General features: G+C 64.2%; 13 protein-coding genes. 6 read left to right on the plus strand and 7 right to left on the minus strand.

Translation table 11 applies throughout. From position 1 onward, the window contains the following. Positions 1-62 precede the first annotated feature (62 nt). The 5 genes from EN846_RS20170 to EN846_RS20190 all read left to right on the plus strand — a co-directional run bounded on the left by EN846_RS20170 (position 63) and on the right by EN846_RS20190 (position 6,617). Positions 63-341, plus strand: coding sequence for a hypothetical protein (locus tag EN846_RS20170; RefSeq protein ID WP_127285648.1), 279 nt, complete (start codon positions 63-65; stop codon positions 339-341). 756 nt (positions 342-1,097) lie between these two features. After that, on the plus strand, positions 1,098-4,019 hold the full coding sequence (gene uvrA, locus EN846_RS20175) for an excinuclease ABC subunit UvrA (protein ID WP_128346749.1): 2,922 nt from the start codon (positions 1,098-1,100) through the stop codon (positions 4,017-4,019). A 33-nt stretch (positions 4,020-4,052) separates the two neighbouring features. Beyond that, positions 4,053-4,517, plus strand: a complete 465-nt coding sequence (locus EN846_RS20180; protein WP_127394167.1) for a GNAT family N-acetyltransferase — start codon at positions 4,053-4,055, stop codon at positions 4,515-4,517. Between the two features lie 28 nt (positions 4,518-4,545). Next, entirely contained in the window at positions 4,546-5,352 is an 807-nt protein-coding gene (locus EN846_RS20185) for a DUF72 domain-containing protein (protein WP_127394166.1), read from the plus strand. A 113-nt stretch (positions 5,353-5,465) separates the two neighbouring features. Beyond that, positions 5,466-6,617 (plus strand): GGDEF domain-containing protein, encoded by a 1,152-nt coding sequence (locus EN846_RS20190; RefSeq protein WP_128346750.1) that lies wholly within the window; start codon positions 5,466-5,468, stop codon positions 6,615-6,617. Between the two features lie 19 nt (positions 6,618-6,636). On the opposite strand, the gene EN846_RS20195 is transcribed toward EN846_RS20190, so the two are convergent. The 6 genes from EN846_RS20195 to urtA all read right to left on the minus strand — a co-directional run bounded on the left by EN846_RS20195 (position 6,637) and on the right by urtA (position 13,090). Beyond that, entirely contained in the window at positions 6,637-6,810 is a 174-nt protein-coding gene (locus EN846_RS20195) for a hypothetical protein (RefSeq protein WP_127284540.1), read from the minus strand. A gap of 424 nt (positions 6,811-7,234) precedes the next feature. After that, on the minus strand, positions 7,235-7,930 hold the full coding sequence (urtE, locus tag EN846_RS20200) for an urea ABC transporter ATP-binding subunit UrtE (RefSeq protein WP_128275646.1): 696 nt from the start codon (positions 7,928-7,930) through the stop codon (positions 7,235-7,237). Positions 7,931-8,000: 70 nt separating this feature from the next. Continuing rightward, positions 8,001-8,747: an urea ABC transporter ATP-binding protein UrtD gene (gene urtD / locus EN846_RS20205; protein WP_127392692.1), complete on the minus strand. Its 747-nt coding sequence runs from the start codon at positions 8,745-8,747 to the stop codon at positions 8,001-8,003. Positions 8,748-8,753: 6 nt separating this feature from the next. After that, positions 8,754-9,977 (minus strand): urea ABC transporter permease subunit UrtC, encoded by a 1,224-nt coding sequence (urtC, locus tag EN846_RS20210; protein WP_127392693.1) that lies wholly within the window; start codon positions 9,975-9,977, stop codon positions 8,754-8,756. After that, on the minus strand, positions 9,974-11,590 hold the full coding sequence (gene urtB, locus EN846_RS20215) for an urea ABC transporter permease subunit UrtB (RefSeq protein WP_127392694.1): 1,617 nt from the start codon (positions 11,588-11,590) through the stop codon (positions 9,974-9,976). The genes urtC and urtB overlap by 4 nt, the downstream gene beginning before the upstream one ends. A gap of 192 nt (positions 11,591-11,782) precedes the next feature. Beyond that, positions 11,783-13,090: an urea ABC transporter substrate-binding protein gene (urtA, locus tag EN846_RS20220; RefSeq protein ID WP_127284535.1), complete on the minus strand. Its 1,308-nt coding sequence runs from the start codon at positions 13,088-13,090 to the stop codon at positions 11,783-11,785. Positions 13,091-13,382: 292 nt separating this feature from the next. Here urtA and EN846_RS20225 point away from each other — a divergent pair, with 292 nt between their 5' ends. Further along, on the plus strand, positions 13,383-13,778 hold the full coding sequence (locus tag EN846_RS20225; RefSeq protein WP_127392695.1) for a hypothetical protein: 396 nt from the start codon (positions 13,383-13,385) through the stop codon (positions 13,776-13,778). 63 nt (positions 13,779-13,841) lie between these two features. On the opposite strand, the gene EN846_RS20230 is transcribed toward EN846_RS20225, so the two are convergent. Further along, on the minus strand, positions 13,842-14,549 hold the full coding sequence (locus EN846_RS20230; RefSeq protein WP_127284533.1) for a DeoD-type purine-nucleoside phosphorylase: 708 nt from the start codon (positions 14,547-14,549) through the stop codon (positions 13,842-13,844). Positions 14,550-14,593: the final 44 nt, after the last annotated feature.

The following is a 14,593-nucleotide window of genomic DNA, read 5'->3' on the forward strand; positions in this document are numbered from 1 at the left end:
CGCGCGGCAATTTGATCGCGTGCGATCTGGCATCGCTGCCGTGCCGACCCTATAGTCCGGCAATGATTGGCAAGCATTCTTCCACACTCCTGGGAATCGTGGCGGTCGCGTGCGTGTTGGCGGGCGCCGCCGTCGCCGATGACAGCGCGACGCAGAAGGGCGCGCTGCCCGGCGTCAGCAGCGACTATCGCATCGCCAAGCCTGCCCCGCAGCCCGAACCCGACGACGCGCTGCCCGCCGGCGGCAACGGCCAGTTCAAGATCGGCGATACCGACGTCAGGATTTCCGGCAGCATAACCATCGACATGGCGACGGGCGGGATCAGGCCGCCGGGCCACTAGCCGGCTACCGTCCGGGCGCTTCGCTGCCTAGACTGCGATTCCAATGTTTCCAATGGCAATGGGGTGTAGCGTGCTTGCACAAACGAACAGCCCCGCCGTTGCTTCCGCAAAACGGACGGGGCTTTTCTGGATTTGAAATCCAAACTTGCCGGGAGTGTTCTGCCGGCGTTTGATTTCGGATGCATCGCGGCATTCAGCCGACGATCCGACTATCGTCTCTAATTGTGAGGATTCGACAGGTCACGGTTTGTCGGGCTGACGCTCACGCCTGCCCTGGCACTTATGCCCGCCGCGGCTCCATCTTGGTGTGGAGCCTCAAGGGACTGTCCGGTGGCGTCATGCTCCGCTCCTGGGTCCGTTGCGACAATTGTCGTCCAGAGCGCAAATCGCAAAACCTGCGGCGTCTCGCAGGCCACCTTTGGGCGGCGAGGCCATCGAAAGACAGCCGGCTCCGTTGGACCTGTGGACACTGCTCCCCTCGCTCGGAGACGTCAACCATCGAATAGCCGGTTACCGAAAAATGTGATCGCCGGGAGGTTACGTCCAGGTCAAGTCGAGACCGGATTTCCACACCGCTTTGTCAGGAGCGTGTTCGGCCTTTGTTCTTTCCGCTTGCTCGCCCGCGCGAAAGACGCTTAAACGCTTTTGTCGAGAATTGTGGCGTCTCTCGACGTGGCGGGAAAATTACCTACATAGGGGATGGCCGGGAGAAACCCGCCGATCCCACGAATTCCAGACCTGAGGCGGCGACCGGCGATGGCCGACCATAAATACCTTTCCATTCGCGGGGCGCGCGAACACAATCTGAAGAACGTCGATCTCGACCTGCCGCGTGACAGCCTTATCGTCATGACCGGCCTGTCAGGGTCCGGCAAGTCGTCGCTCGCCTTCGACACGATCTATGCCGAAGGCCAGCGCCGCTACGTCGAGAGCCTGTCGGCCTATGCGCGCCAGTTCCTGGAAATGATGCAGAAGCCTGATGTCGACCAGATCGACGGGCTGTCTCCCGCCATCTCCATCGAACAGAAGACGACGTCGAAAAATCCGCGCTCGACGGTCGGCACCGTCACCGAGATCTACGACTACATGCGCCTCCTGTTCGCGCGCGTCGGCGTTCCCTATTCGCCGGCCACCGGCCTGCCGATCGAGAGCCAGACGGTCAGCCAAATGGTCGACCGGGTGCTGGCGCTCGAGGAAGGCACGCGCCTGTTCCTGCTGGCGCCGATCGTGCGCGGCCGCAAGGGCGAGTACCGCAAGGAACTCCTGGAGCTGCAGAAGAAGGGTTTCCAGCGCGTCAAGGTCGACGGCGTCTTCTACGAGATCGCCGACGTGCCGGCGCTGGACAAGAAGTACAAGCACGACATCGACGTGGTCGTCGACCGCATTGTCGTGCGCGGCGACCTGGCGACGCGACTTGCCGATTCCATGGAGACGGCGCTTAAGCTCGCCGAGGGCCTGGCCGTCGCCGAATTCGCCGACAGGCCGCTCGACGCCAGCCTGACCGGTGAGGACTCGGTCAACAAGTCGAAGAACGAGACGCATGAGCGCATCCTGTTCTCGGAGAAATTCGCCTGCCCGGTTTCGGGCTTCACCATTCCGGAGATCGAGCCCAGGCTGTTCTCCTTCAACAATCCGTTCGGCGCCTGCCCGACCTGCGACGGTCTCGGCAGCCAGCGCGCCATCGACGCCAATCTGGTGGTGCCCGACGAGAACCTTTCGCTGCGCGACGGCGCCGTCAGCCCGTGGGCGAAGTCGACCTCGCCCTATTACGCGCAGACGCTGGAAGCGCTGGGCAAGGCCTATGGCTTCAAGCTCGGCGACAAGTTCAAGGATCTTTCCGCCGCGGCGCAGGAAGCCATCCTGCACGGCACCGGCGAGCGCGAGATCACCTTCCAGTATGATGACGGTCTGCGCTCCTACAAGACGACCAAGACCTTCGAGGGCGTCATCCCCAATCTCGACCGGCGCTGGAAGGAGACCGAATCCGCCTGGATGCGCGAGGAGATCGAGCGCTTCATGTCGGCGACCCCCTGCCCCTCCTGCGGCGGCTACCGGCTGAAGCCGGAGGCGCTGGCGGTGAAGATCGCGGGAAAACACATCGGCGAAGTGACCGAGCAGTCGATCCGCAATGCCGACCAGTGGTTCACCGATCTGCCGGCGCAGCTGAACGACAAGCAGAACGAGATTGCGGTGCGCGTGCTCAAGGAGATCCGCGAGCGGCTGCGCTTCCTCAACGATGTCGGCCTCGACTATCTGACGCTTTCGCGCAATTCCGGCACGCTGTCGGGCGGCGAGAGCCAGCGCATCCGGCTCGCGTCGCAGATCGGCTCGGGCCTCACCGGCGTGCTCTATGTGCTGGACGAGCCGTCGATCGGCCTGCACCAGCGCGACAATGCACGCCTGCTCGACACGCTGAAGCACCTGCGCGACATCGGCAACACAGTGATCGTGGTCGAGCATGACGAGGACGCGATCCTGCATGCCGATTATGTCGTCGATATCGGTCCGGCCGCAGGCATCCACGGCGGCGAGATCATCGCGCAAGGCACACCGCAGCAGATCATGGCGACCCCCGCCTCGATCACCGGCAAATACCTGTCGGGCGAGCTCGAAGTGGCCACACCTGGCGTGCGCCGCGAGGCGAAGAAGAATCGGCGTATCAAGGTCGTCGGCGCGCGCGGCAACAATCTGAAGAACGTTACCGCCGAGATCCCGCTCGGCACCTTCACTGCCGTGACCGGCGTGTCCGGCGGCGGCAAGTCGACCTTCCTGATCGAGACACTGTTCAAGGCGGCCTCGCGCCGCATCATGGGCTCGCGCGAGCATCCGGCCGAGCATGACCGCATCGAGGGGCTGGAGTTCCTCGACAAGGTCATCGACATCGACCAGTCGCCGATCGGGCGCACGCCGCGTTCCAATCCCGCCACCTATACCGGCGCCTTCACGCCGATCCGCGACTGGTTCGCCGGGCTGCCCGAGGCCAAGGCGCGCGGCTATCAGCCGGGACGCTTCTCGTTCAACGTCAAGGGCGGCCGCTGCGAGGCCTGCCAGGGCGATGGCGTCATCAAGATCGAGATGCACTTCCTGCCCGATGTCTACGTCACCTGCGACGTCTGCCACGGCAAGCGTTACAACCGCGAGACGCTCGACGTGCTGTTCAAGGGCAAGTCGATCGCCGACGTGCTCGACATGACGGTCGAGGAAGGCGTCGACTTCTTCGCTGCCGTGCCCGGCGTGCGCGACAAGCTGGAGACGCTGAAGCAGGTCGGTCTCGGCTACATCCATATCGGCCAGCAGGCGACGACCCTGTCGGGCGGCGAGGCGCAGCGCATCAAGCTGGCCAAGGAACTGTCGCGCAAGGCGACAGGCAAGACGCTCTACATCCTCGACGAGCCGACCACCGGCCTGCATTTCCACGACGTCGCCAAGCTGCTCGAAGTGCTGCACGAACTGGTCGACCAGGGCAACACGGTGGTGGTCATCGAGCACAATCTCGAGGTCATCAAGACCGCCGACTGGGTGCTCGACCTCGGCCCCGAAGGCGGCGACGGCGGCGGCGAACTGGTCGCCTCCGGCACGCCGGAAGCGATCGTGCGCGAGAAGCGCAGCTACACCGGCCAGTTCCTCAAGGAGCTGCTGGAGCGGCGCCCCGGAGGCAAGCGCGAAGCGGCGGAGTGAGTGCGCAATCGTCAGTGCCTGGAGAGCGTTTGAATGACAATCACAAAGGCGCTTGCGGCGGATCTCCCCGCGGTCGTTTCGCTGACCACCGCCGCCTACGCGCCCTACACCGCGCTGCTCGGCGCGCCACCCATGCCGGTGACGGAAGACTATGCGCCGCGCATCGGGCGCGGCGAGGTCTGGCTGCTGGAGAGCGGTGCTGAGCTTGCCGGGCTGATCGTGCTCGAGCGCCATGCCGACCATGTCATGATCTTCAGCGTGGCCGTGTCGCCTGCGTTTCAAGGCAGAGGTCTCGGCATCAAACTGCTCAAGTTCGCCGACGAACAGACACGGTCATGGGGTCTGCCGGAAGTGCGGCTCTACACCAATTCGCGGATGGAGCGAAACATCGCGCTCTATACGGCCTATGGTTTCCGGGAAACGGGTCGCCGGGCACACCCCTACCGGCCAGGATGGATTGTGGTCGACATGGCCAAGCCGGTCGGCCAAGCCGCCTGATAGCTCTTTTGAAACTGGGAGGATGACAATGGCCAGCCAAGGAACGATCCGCTCGGGCATGGGCGGCTGGACGTTCGAGCCGTGGGACACGTCCTTCTATCCGGACAAGCTGTCCAAGGCCAAGCAGCTCCAATACGCCAGCCGGCAGGTGCCGAGCATCGAGGTCAACGGCACCTTCTATTCCAGCTTCAAGGAGCCGACCTTTGTGAAATGGGCAAACGAGGCGCCGGACGGTTTCGTCTATTCGCTGAAAGGCAACCGCTTCGTCACCAACCGGCGCGTGCTGGGCGAGGCCGGCGAGTCGATGATGCGTTTCCTCGGCTCCGGCGTCGCCGCGCTCGGCGACAAGCTCGGCCCGATCCTGTGGCAGTTCGCGCCGACGAAGAAATTCGACGCGGATGATTTCGAAGCCTTCTTGAAGCTGCTCCCCGAGAAGCAGGACGGCGTCGCGCTGCGCCACGCGCTGGAAGTCCGCCACGACAGCTTCATCGTGCCGGAATTCGCGGCGCTTGCGCGCAAGTACAAGGCGGCGATCGTCTATGCCGACCATGCCAAATATCCGGCTATCGCCGACGTCACCGGCGATTTCGTCTATGCGCGCCTGCAGACCGGCAGCGACGACAATCCCGACTGCTACACGCCGAAAGGGTTGGATGAGTGGGCGACGCGGGTAAAGACCTGGGCGGAAGGCAAGCAGCCGGCCGACCTGCCGCGCGTCGATCCCAAAATCGACGCGCCGGTCAAGCCGCGCGACGTGTTCGCCTATTTCATCACCGAGGGCAAGGTGCGCGCACCGTTCGGCGCCATGGCGCTGATGAAGCGCGTGACCGGCTGACGCGGCAAAATCTCGGTATCTTCGCGGATATCGTAACGGTATCGACACTTCCTTGCGGCACTAATAGCCGACGCCAGAGCAGACTCTGGCGCCGCCGCCGGCAAGGACAGGGCATGCTGCTCGACTACAATTCAATGCTGCTGGCGGTCGGCTTTTCCGCCGCCTGCCTCAGCATGACGTTGTTCGGCACATGGCTGACCGCCCGCTCCGACAGGTTTCTTCTGACCTGGGCCATCAGCGTGCTGCTGATCGTCGGCGAGGTGTTTGTCTATGACGCTTATATCGAATCCCCTGGGCCTGTCCTTGGCGTTCTGACGCTGGCACTTCTGCTGCTCGGCTTTTCGGTGATGCTGGGTGCCGCCCACCAGTTCAGGACAGGGCGCTCGCCATTGCCGCGCGTCCTGGTGGGCGCCGGCATTTCGCTCGCTTTGGCGCTGCCGCCCATGGCGCTCGGCTATGACGGGCTTGGCTTCATGCTGGAGAATTTCCTTGCCGGCCTGCTGCTGTTCGCGACGGCGCATGAATACTGGCGCGGGCGGGAGGAAGCGCCTGCGCCGCTGCAGGGTGTCGCCCTGCTCTATTCGCTGACCGCGGCTTCGTTCGTGCTGTGCGCGGCGGTGCTGGCCTGGGACGGCAGGCTGGTGCTCGGCCACGCGCCGAGCAACTGGGCCGAGGATCTCAGCCTCATCATCGTCATCGCCTCGATGACCGGCATCGGCGGGCTGTCGCTGGCGCTGAACCAGGGGCGGCTGGCGCAGCATCACCGGCGCAATGCGCTCACCGATCCGCTGACCGGCCTGCTCAACCGGCGCGCGCTGTTCGACCTGCATGGCGAGGCGCCCGTCGGCGCTTTCATGGCGGTGGTGGTGTTCGACCTCGACGGCTTCAAGGCGATCAACGACGAATTCGGCCATGCCGCCGGCGACGCGGTGCTGAAAGTATTCGCCGAGGAACTCGCCGCCAATCTTCAGCCAACCGATGCCGCCGCGCGCCTTGGCGGCGAGGAATTCGCGCTGGTGCTCAAGCGCACCTTGCCGGAAAAGGTGGAGTTCGCCGCCGAGCGCATCCGCGCATCGTTCGCGGCGCGCCGCATCGAAACCGAGACGCGCCCGCTGTCCTGCACCGTCAGCGCCGGCTACGCCTTCGGCAGCCAGGACGGCACCAGCTTCGACAAGGTGCTGAGCGCCGCCGACAAGGCGCTTTATGCCGCCAAGCGGAGCGGCCGCAACCGCGTGCTTGCCGCGACGCTGCGGCGCGCGAGCTAGCGCCCGGCCTGCCTTCGCTTCAGTGCGCCATCACCTCGTTGTAGGCATCGAGGTCGACGTAGAAAACCTTGGTCATTTCACCAATCAGCTCGTCCGGATCGTAGCCCTGCGACCTCAGGATGTTGATGGCGGTGATGATGTCGACGCGCTCGGTGAGGCGTCGCTTCTGGTAGTCCTCCACAAAACGATCCATCGCCTTTCCCCTGGCAAGAGTCTTTTGGACGCATTGACCGACAATCACTGCGGGGAAGCTAGGCCTGCTTGCTTGCGTGGAACTTGCCGGCTGGGCCCGCGCCTTCCCCCTCATTCGCGACTGGTACGGAAAGCGGCCGACTCACCAAGGCCAAGAAAAGACTAGCATGCGGCATTAAACGCGCCAGAGCTGCCGAACACTTCGTCATCCTTGGGCGCAGCGACGCGAAGCGGAGCGAAGACGCTAGGATCCATGCCGTTACTTGGAAGCGCCACTAACGGCGCAGAATTGGGAATGGTTGGGGCGCTGAGCAATCATTCTATTCTGTACCGCTGCACCATTCGGCAGAGGTAACGGCATGGACCCTGGGGTCTGCGCCGCGTCGCTTCGCTCCTTGCTCCGCCCAAGGATGACGAAAAGGCAGCTACACCGTCAGGAACTTCCGAACATCCGCGCGGTCGAGATCTTCGGCCGGGCCGGTGTGGACGATCTGGCCGCGGTCCATGATGTTGACCTCGTCGGCGAGCTCGCGGCAGAAGTCGAGATATTGCTCGACGAGCAGCACGGCAATGCCGGCCTGGTCGCGCAGGTAACGGATGGCGCGGCCGATGTCCTTGATGATCGAGGGCTGGATGCCTTCGGTCGGCTCGTCGAGCACCAGCAGCTTCGGCCGCATCACCAGCGCCCGGCCGATGGCGAGCTGCTGCTGCTGGCCACCGGAGAGATCGCCGCCGCGCCGGCCGAGCATCTGCTTCAACACCGGAAACAGCTCGAAGACGTGCGCTGGAATGTTGCGGTCGGCGCGTTTCAGCGGCGCGAAGCCGGTCTCCAGATTCTCGCGTACCGTCAGCAGCGGGAAGACCTCCCTGCCCTGCGGCACGAATGCGATGCCCGACCGGGCGCGGTCATACGCCGCGCTCCGGTCGAGCGCCTTCCCCTCGAAGGCAACGCTTCCGCTCGTCAGCCTGTGGTGGCCGACGATCGATCTCATCAAACTGGTCTTGCCGACGCCGTTGCGGCCGAGCACGCAAGTGATCTTGCCGGCGCCGGCCTTCAGCGAAACGCCGCGCAGCGCCTGGGCGGCGCCGTAGTGCAGCGTGGCATTGGAGACTTCGAGCATGGTCAGCGTCTCCTCCAACGCTTGAGGAAGGCAAGGTCGAAACGATGGAAGGGAACCCGCCAGACCATGCTCAGCGCCCCAGATAGACTTCGACGACACGCTCGTCGGCCGAGACGAAATCGAGCGTGCCTTCCGACAGAACCGAGCCCTCGTGCAGGCAGGTGACCTTGACGCCGAGCTCGCGCACGAAATGCATGTCGTGCTCGACGACGATGACCGAATGGTCGCGGGCGATATCCTTGAGCAGGCGCGCCGTCTCCACGGTTTCGGCATCGGTCATGCCGGCGACCGGCTCGTCGACCAGCAGCAGTTTCGGGTCCTGCGCCAGCAGCATGCCGATCTCCAGCCATTGCTTCTGGCCGTGGCTGAGATTGGCGGCGAGCTCGTCGCGCTTGTCGCCCAGACGGATGATGCCGAGGATGTCGTCGATGCGCCGCACGTCCGCCGTCGAGCGGCGATGGAACAGCGCCGGGAAGATCGAACGCGGCCCCTTCAGCGCCAGCATCAGATTCTCTTCGATGGTGTGGCTCTCGAAGACGGTCGGCTTCTGGAATTTTCGGCCGATGCCCATCATGGCGATCTCGGCCTCGTCATGCCGGGTGAGATCGACCTGGCCGTGGAAAAAGACCTCGCCCTCATCCGGCCGCGTCTTGCCGGTGACGATATCCATCATCGTCGTCTTGCCGGCGCCGTTGGGGCCGATGATCGCCCGCATCTCGCCCTTGTCGAGCACCAGCGACAGATTGTTGATGGCGCGGAAGCCGTCGAAGGAGACCGAGACGCCGTCGAGATAGAGGATGGTGTGCGACTTGCTCATGATCGGTCACTCCGCCGGCTGCGGTTCGGGGCCGGAGGCCGACCATGAGCCCGGCGTCCTTGCGGCGCTGCGTACGATCTTCGGCTGCGGCTCCTGCGGATCGCTGCCGGCTTCCGCGGCGAGCGAGGCCGCGCGCAGTGCCCTGGCCTTGCCGCGCCAGCTGTCCCACATGCCGACGATGCCCTTGGGCAGCAGCAGGGTGACGGCGACGAACAGTCCGCCCAGCGCGAACAGCCAGAATTCGGGCAGCACGCCGGTGAACCAGGATTTGCCGGCATTGACGAGCAGGGCGCCGACGATCGGGCCGAGAATGGTGCCGCGACCGCCGACGGCCGCCCAGATCACCACCTCGATCGAGTTGGACGGCTCGAACTCGCCGGGATTGATGATGCCGACCTGCGGCACATACAGCGCGCCGGCGATGCCGGCCATGATCGCTGACACGGTGAAGGCGAACAGCTTGACGTTCTCGGCCCGCCAGCCAAGGAAGCGGGTGCGGCTCTCGGCATCGCGCACCGCCATAAGGAGCTTGCCGTACTTTGAACGCACGATCGCCGAGGTCAGCAGAACGGCGAGCGCAAGCGTCATGGCGCTGGCCGCGAACAGGGCCGAGCGCGTCGCATCGGCCTGCACGTTGAAGCCGAGAATGTCCTTGAAGTCGGTCAGGCCGTTGTTGCCGCCGAAACCCATGTCGTTGCGGAAGAACGCGAGCAGCAGCGCATAGGTCATAGCCTGGGTGATGATCGAGAGGTAGACGCCGGTGACGCGGCTGCGGAAGGCGAACCAGCCGAAGACGAAGGCGAGCAGGCCGGGCACGGCAAGCACCATCAGCGCTGCGAACCAGAAATGGTCGAAGCCGTACCAGAACCAGGGCAGTTCCTTGTAGTTCAGGAACACCATGAAGTCCGGCAGGATGGGGTTGCCGTAGACGCCGCGCGAGCCGATCTGGCGCATCAGGTACATGCCCATCGCATAGCCGCCGAGCGCGAAGAAGGCGCCATGGCCGAGCGAGAGGATGCCGCAATAGCCCCAGACGAGATCGAGCGCCAAGGCAAGCAGCGCGTAGCAGAGATATTTGCCGACCAGCGCGACGATATAGGACGGCACGTAGAAGGCGCTTGCCGGCGAAACGGCGAGGTTGAGCAACGGCACGAGGACCGCCGCCGCGAGCAGGATGAGAACCGTGATGGCGATGCGGCGGTCGCCGCCGAAGAGGCGTTGCGCGATCATGCTTCCACCGCCCGGCCCTTGAGCGCGAACAGGCCGCGCGGGCGCTTCTGGATGAACAGGATGATCAGCACCAGCACGACGATCTTGCCGAGCACGGCGCCGGCATAGGGCTCGAGGAACTTGTTGACGATGCCGAGCGAGAAGGCGCCGACCAGCGTGCCCCACAGATTGCCGACGCCGCCGAAGACGACGACCATGAAGCTGTCGATGATGTAGCCGCGGCCGAGATTGGGCGAGACGTTGTCGATCTGGCTGAGCGCGACGCCGGCGATGCCGGCGATGCCCGAGCCGAGCGCGAAGGTCAGCGCGTCGACCCAGGGCGTCCTGATGCCCATGGAAGCTGCCATGCGGCGGTTGGCGGTGACTGCGCGCATGCGCAGACCCCAGGGCGTGCGCTTCATGACGTAGAGCAGCACGCCGAACACCAGGAGCGCGAAGACCAGGATCCACAGCCGGTTCCAGGTGATGGCCAGCTGGCCGATGTCGAACGAGCCCGACATCCAGGACGGATTGCCGACCTCCTGGTTGGTCGGCCCGAAAATGGTCCGCACCGCCTGCTGCAGGATCAGCGAGACTCCCCAGGTCGCAAGCAGCGTCTCCAGCGGCCGGCCGTAGAGGAAGCGGATGACGCCGCGCTCGATGGCGAGGCCGACGAATGCGGTAACCAGGAAGGCAAGCGGCAGCGCGATGACCAGCGACCAGTCGAACAGGCCGGGGAACGAGGTGCGGATCACCTGCTGGACGACGAAGGTGGTGTAGGCGCCGAGCATCACCATCTCGCCATGCGCCATGTTGATGACGCCCATGACGCCGAAGGTGATGGCAAGGCCGATGGCCGCGAGCAGCAACACCGAACCCAGCGAAATTCCGTACCAGATGTTCTGGCCGGCATCCCACAGCGCCAGCGTCGAATTGATGGTGGCGATCGCGGACGATGCAGCGTCCTTGACCGCGCCCTGGGAGTTCGCCTCGACCGAGGTGAGCAGCGAAACCGCGTCGCGGTCGCCGCGCGCGGCAATCAGGGCGATCGCTGAGAGCTTGTCGGCCTCGGGCCTGTCGGAAACCAGGAGCGACGCCGCGCGGGCCTGTTCGAACAGGGCTTTGACGCTTGCATCCGTTTCAGCAGCGATGGCCGCATCGAGCGGCTCGATGTTCGCCGCGTCGGGCGTCTTGAACATGGTAGCGGCAGCGGCGATGCGCACGGCCGGGTCCGTGGCGCGCAGCGTCAGCGTGCCGAGCGCATCGCGGATGACGCGTCGCAAGCCGTTGTTGACCTTGATCTTGGTGAGGTCGGTCTTGGCCGCCGAGGCTGCTTTCTCGCCGCTCAGCGGATCGAGCAGGTCGATGCCGTCGCCGGCGTCCTTGCCGACGAAGACCTGGGAGTCGGCCTTGCGGATATAGAGATTGCCGTCGGCGAGCGCTGAAAGCGGCGGCTCGACCGCGGGATCGCTGGTGGCTGCAAGCTCGCGCACCACGGCCTCGGTGGCGGAGAAATTCGCGGCGGTAGCGAATTTGGCGATGACGGCGCGAAGATCGGCTTCGGCGGCGCTGGACGGCAACAGGCTTGCCATCACCAGCAGCAGCGTCAGGCCAATCGCGCGGATCAGGATCATCGGTTCAGGTCGCTCCCAGAGGGATTGAGCTTGGTGTCCGGGCGGGCTGGAGGTCGAGCCCGCCCGGCTGCGGTCCTGGTCGCGGAGAGGCCCGCGACCAATCAGACCCGGGAGGTTACGGGCCAAGGTCCGGACCAGGCCATGGGCCTGGCGGCACAGACCTGGCCATGGGCCTGGCGGCCCAGACCTGGATCAGTTGGTTCCCTTGCCGCCGCACTTGCCGGTGGCAACGTTGAAGTTGCCGCAGGCCAGAGGCGCGCGCCAATCTGAGATCAGGTCCTTGGAGTCAGGCAGGTAGTCCGACCATTCGTCGCCCATCACGAGGCCAGGCGTCTGCGAGACGGTCTCGAACTGGCCGTCGGCCTGGATCTCGCCGATCAGCACCGGCTTGGTGATGTGATGGTTCGGCATCATGGTCGAATAGCCGCCGGTCAGGTTCGGCACCGAGACGCCGACCATGGCGTCGATGACCTTGTCCGGATCGGTGGTGCCGGCCTTCTCGACCGCCTTCACCCACATGTTGAAGCCGATATAGTGGGCTTCCATCGGGTCGTTGGTGGTGCGCTTGTCGTTCTTGATGAACTTGTGCCAGTCGTCGATGAACTTCTTGTTCTCGGGCGTGTCGATGCTCTCGAAATAGTTCCACGCGGCGAGATGGCCGACCAGCGGACCGGTGTCGAGACCGGCCAGTTCCTCCTCGCCGACCGAGAAGGCCATGACCGGGATGTCCTCGGCCTTTATGCCCTGGTTGCCGAGTTCCTTGTAGAACGGCACGTTGGCGTCGCCGTTGACGGTCGAGACGACGGCGGTCTTCTTGCCGGCCGAGCCGAATTTCTTGATCGCCGAGACCTCGGTCTGCCAGTCGGAGAAGCCGAATGGCGTGTAGTTGACCATGATGTCCTCGGCCGGTACGCCCTTCGCCTTCAGATAGGCTTCGAGGATCTTGTTGGTGGTGCGCGGATACACGTAGTCGGTGCCTTCCAGCACCCAGCGCTTCACCGAGCCGCCGTCCTCGCTCATCAGGTAGTCGACGGCCGGAATGGCCTGCTGGTTCGGAGCGGCACCGGTGTAGAAGACGTTGCGCTCGCTCTCCTCGCCCTCATACTGGACGGGATAGAACAGGATGTTGTCGAGTTCCGAGAACACCGGCAGCACGGACTTGCGCGAAACAGAGGTCCAGCAGCCGAACACGGCCGCGACCTTGTCCTTGGAGATCAGTTCGCGCGCCTTTTCGGCGAACAGCGGCCAGTTGGAGGCCGGATCGACGACGACGGCCTCGAGCTTCTTGCCGAGCAGGCCGCCCTTGGCGTTCTGCTCCTCGATCAGCATCAGCATGACGTCCTTCAGCGTCGTCTCCGAAATCGCCATGGTCCCCGACAGCGAATGGAGGATGCCGACCTTGATCGTGTCGTCGGCCGCCTTGGCAGGCGCCGTCAGCAGGCCGGCGGCGAGAACGCCGGCCGAAAACATTTTTGTTATTGTCGAGAAATTACCCCTCATATTGCACACTCCCAAGCTGGTTGTTTTGCATCGCAACATAGCTATGCAACCACCATGCCAAACAGCGAAGCGGCACTGGAAATGTCGAAATACCCCAATCTTATCAGCTTGTTACGATATTAGTCGTCAAACATGTAATGGTTTGCCAAAGACCCGAATGCGGCAAAATTGCGCAATGCTGCCTATCTTTTGCCCATATTAGTCTGGTGCTCAAAAATTGGGCCTTGCGACATACGGCAAGTTGCGGCGCGGCGCCAAAATAGGGCAAGGTCCGCTTGAACCGAGCCATGCCATGATTTCCCGTATCTCCAGCATTTTCAGCGTCGTGCTTCTGTTAGCCGTGACGGGGGCAGCCCGCGCCGACTTCACCGAGGGCAAGATGCCCGACGGGATCTACCGTTGCGAGGTCTACCTGCTCGGCGCCTTCCTCAACCTCGGCGACATCACCATCAAGGGCAATGTTTACAGCGGTCCGGTGACCTTCGGCGCCGCACCGCAAGGCTACAACTATCAGATGAATGCCAATGGCGAGATCAGCTGGCTCGGTCCGCTGGGCGGCTATACGAGCGGTGGCAACTCCGTTTCGATGACGCAGGCGACGCTGGAGGGCCCGGATGGTCCGTCCTTCGACATCATCATGAAGCAGCCCGACGGAGCCTTCACGGCCTCGACCTGCACCAGGGGGTGAACCTGCCCTATCCGCCGAAGAGAGCACCGGCAGCCGTTCGCAAGAACGTGAGGCGGCAGGCGTTCAGCTTTCCGCGGCGACTTCGAGCGCCAGCCGCGTCATGTCGGTGAACAGTTCCTGGCGCTCGGAATAGTCGGTCTGCTCGCCATTGGTGACATGATCGACCACGTTTAGCAGCGACAGCGCTCGCGCGCCAAAATGGGCCGAAATGCGGTAGAGGGCGCTGGTCTCCATATCGACGGCGAGCGCTCCCAAGGCCATGGCTTCGGCATAGCGGGCGCGGCCCTTCGGATGATAGAAAATATCGCTGCAGATGGTCAGCCCCGCCCGGTGCTCGATGCCAAGCGTCTCGGCCCGCTGCAATGCCCGGGCAAGCAGCGCCGGATCGGGACCGGCAGCGGCGTAGAGTCCGAAGACCTGGCCGCTGTCGGCATTCTCGGCGCGGACCGATTGCGAGACCACCAGGCCGCGCAGCGGCACCTCGGCGCTCAGGCCGCCACAAGTGCCGGTTCGGATCAGCGTCTTGACGCCGTGGAAGTCGAGAAGCTCATGGGCGTAAATCAGGAAGGACGAGACGCCGATGCCGGTCGACTGGATGCTGACCGGCTTGCCCCGGTACCGGCCGGTGAAGCCCAGCGCGCCCCTGCGGCGATTGACGCAGCGCGGCGCCTCGAGAAAAGTCTCAGCCATCCATTCGGCGCGCTCCGGGTCGCCCGGCAGCAGCACCGTTTCGGCAAAATCACCCTTTTCCGCTTCGTTGTGCGGCGTCACGGCATCTACCCCAATTCCCCGCCGCGTTTGTCACCGCAATCATG

Origin of the sequence: Mesorhizobium sp. M4B.F.Ca.ET.203.01.1.1 (assembly GCF_004791025.1) — a bacterium.
In the GTDB taxonomy this organism is placed as follows: domain Bacteria; phylum Pseudomonadota; class Alphaproteobacteria; order Rhizobiales; family Rhizobiaceae; genus Mesorhizobium; species Mesorhizobium abyssinicae.

Bases quoted from the DNA above. Each gene is read 5' to 3' on its own strand.
- EN846_RS20185 (WP_127394166.1), top strand. From the start codon at position 4,546: ATGGCCAGCCAAGGAACGATCCGCTCGGGCATGGGCGGCTGGACGTTC.
- urtA (WP_127284535.1), bottom strand. From the start codon at position 13,090: ATGAGGGGTAATTTCTCGACAATAACAAAAATGTTTTCGGCCGGCGTT.
- urtE (WP_128275646.1), bottom strand. From the start codon at position 7,930: ATGCTCGAAGTCTCCAATGCCACGCTGCACTACGGCGCCGCCCAGGCG.
- EN846_RS20195 (WP_127284540.1), bottom strand. From the start codon at position 6,810: ATGGATCGTTTTGTGGAGGACTACCAGAAGCGACGCCTCACCGAGCGC.
- EN846_RS20180 (WP_127394167.1), top strand. From the start codon at position 4,053: ATGACAATCACAAAGGCGCTTGCGGCGGATCTCCCCGCGGTCGTTTCG.
- uvrA (WP_128346749.1), top strand. From the start codon at position 1,098: ATGGCCGACCATAAATACCTTTCCATTCGCGGGGCGCGCGAACACAAT.
- urtB (WP_127392694.1), bottom strand. From the start codon at position 11,590: ATGATCCTGATCCGCGCGATTGGCCTGACGCTGCTGCTGGTGATGGCA.
- urtC (WP_127392693.1), bottom strand. From the start codon at position 9,977: ATGATCGCGCAACGCCTCTTCGGCGGCGACCGCCGCATCGCCATCACG.
- EN846_RS20170 (WP_127285648.1), top strand. From the start codon at position 63: ATGATTGGCAAGCATTCTTCCACACTCCTGGGAATCGTGGCGGTCGCG.
- urtD (WP_127392692.1), bottom strand. From the start codon at position 8,747: ATGAGCAAGTCGCACACCATCCTCTATCTCGACGGCGTCTCGGTCTCC.
- EN846_RS20190 (WP_128346750.1), top strand. From the start codon at position 5,466: ATGCTGCTCGACTACAATTCAATGCTGCTGGCGGTCGGCTTTTCCGCC.
- EN846_RS20225 (WP_127392695.1), top strand. From the start codon at position 13,383: ATGATTTCCCGTATCTCCAGCATTTTCAGCGTCGTGCTTCTGTTAGCC.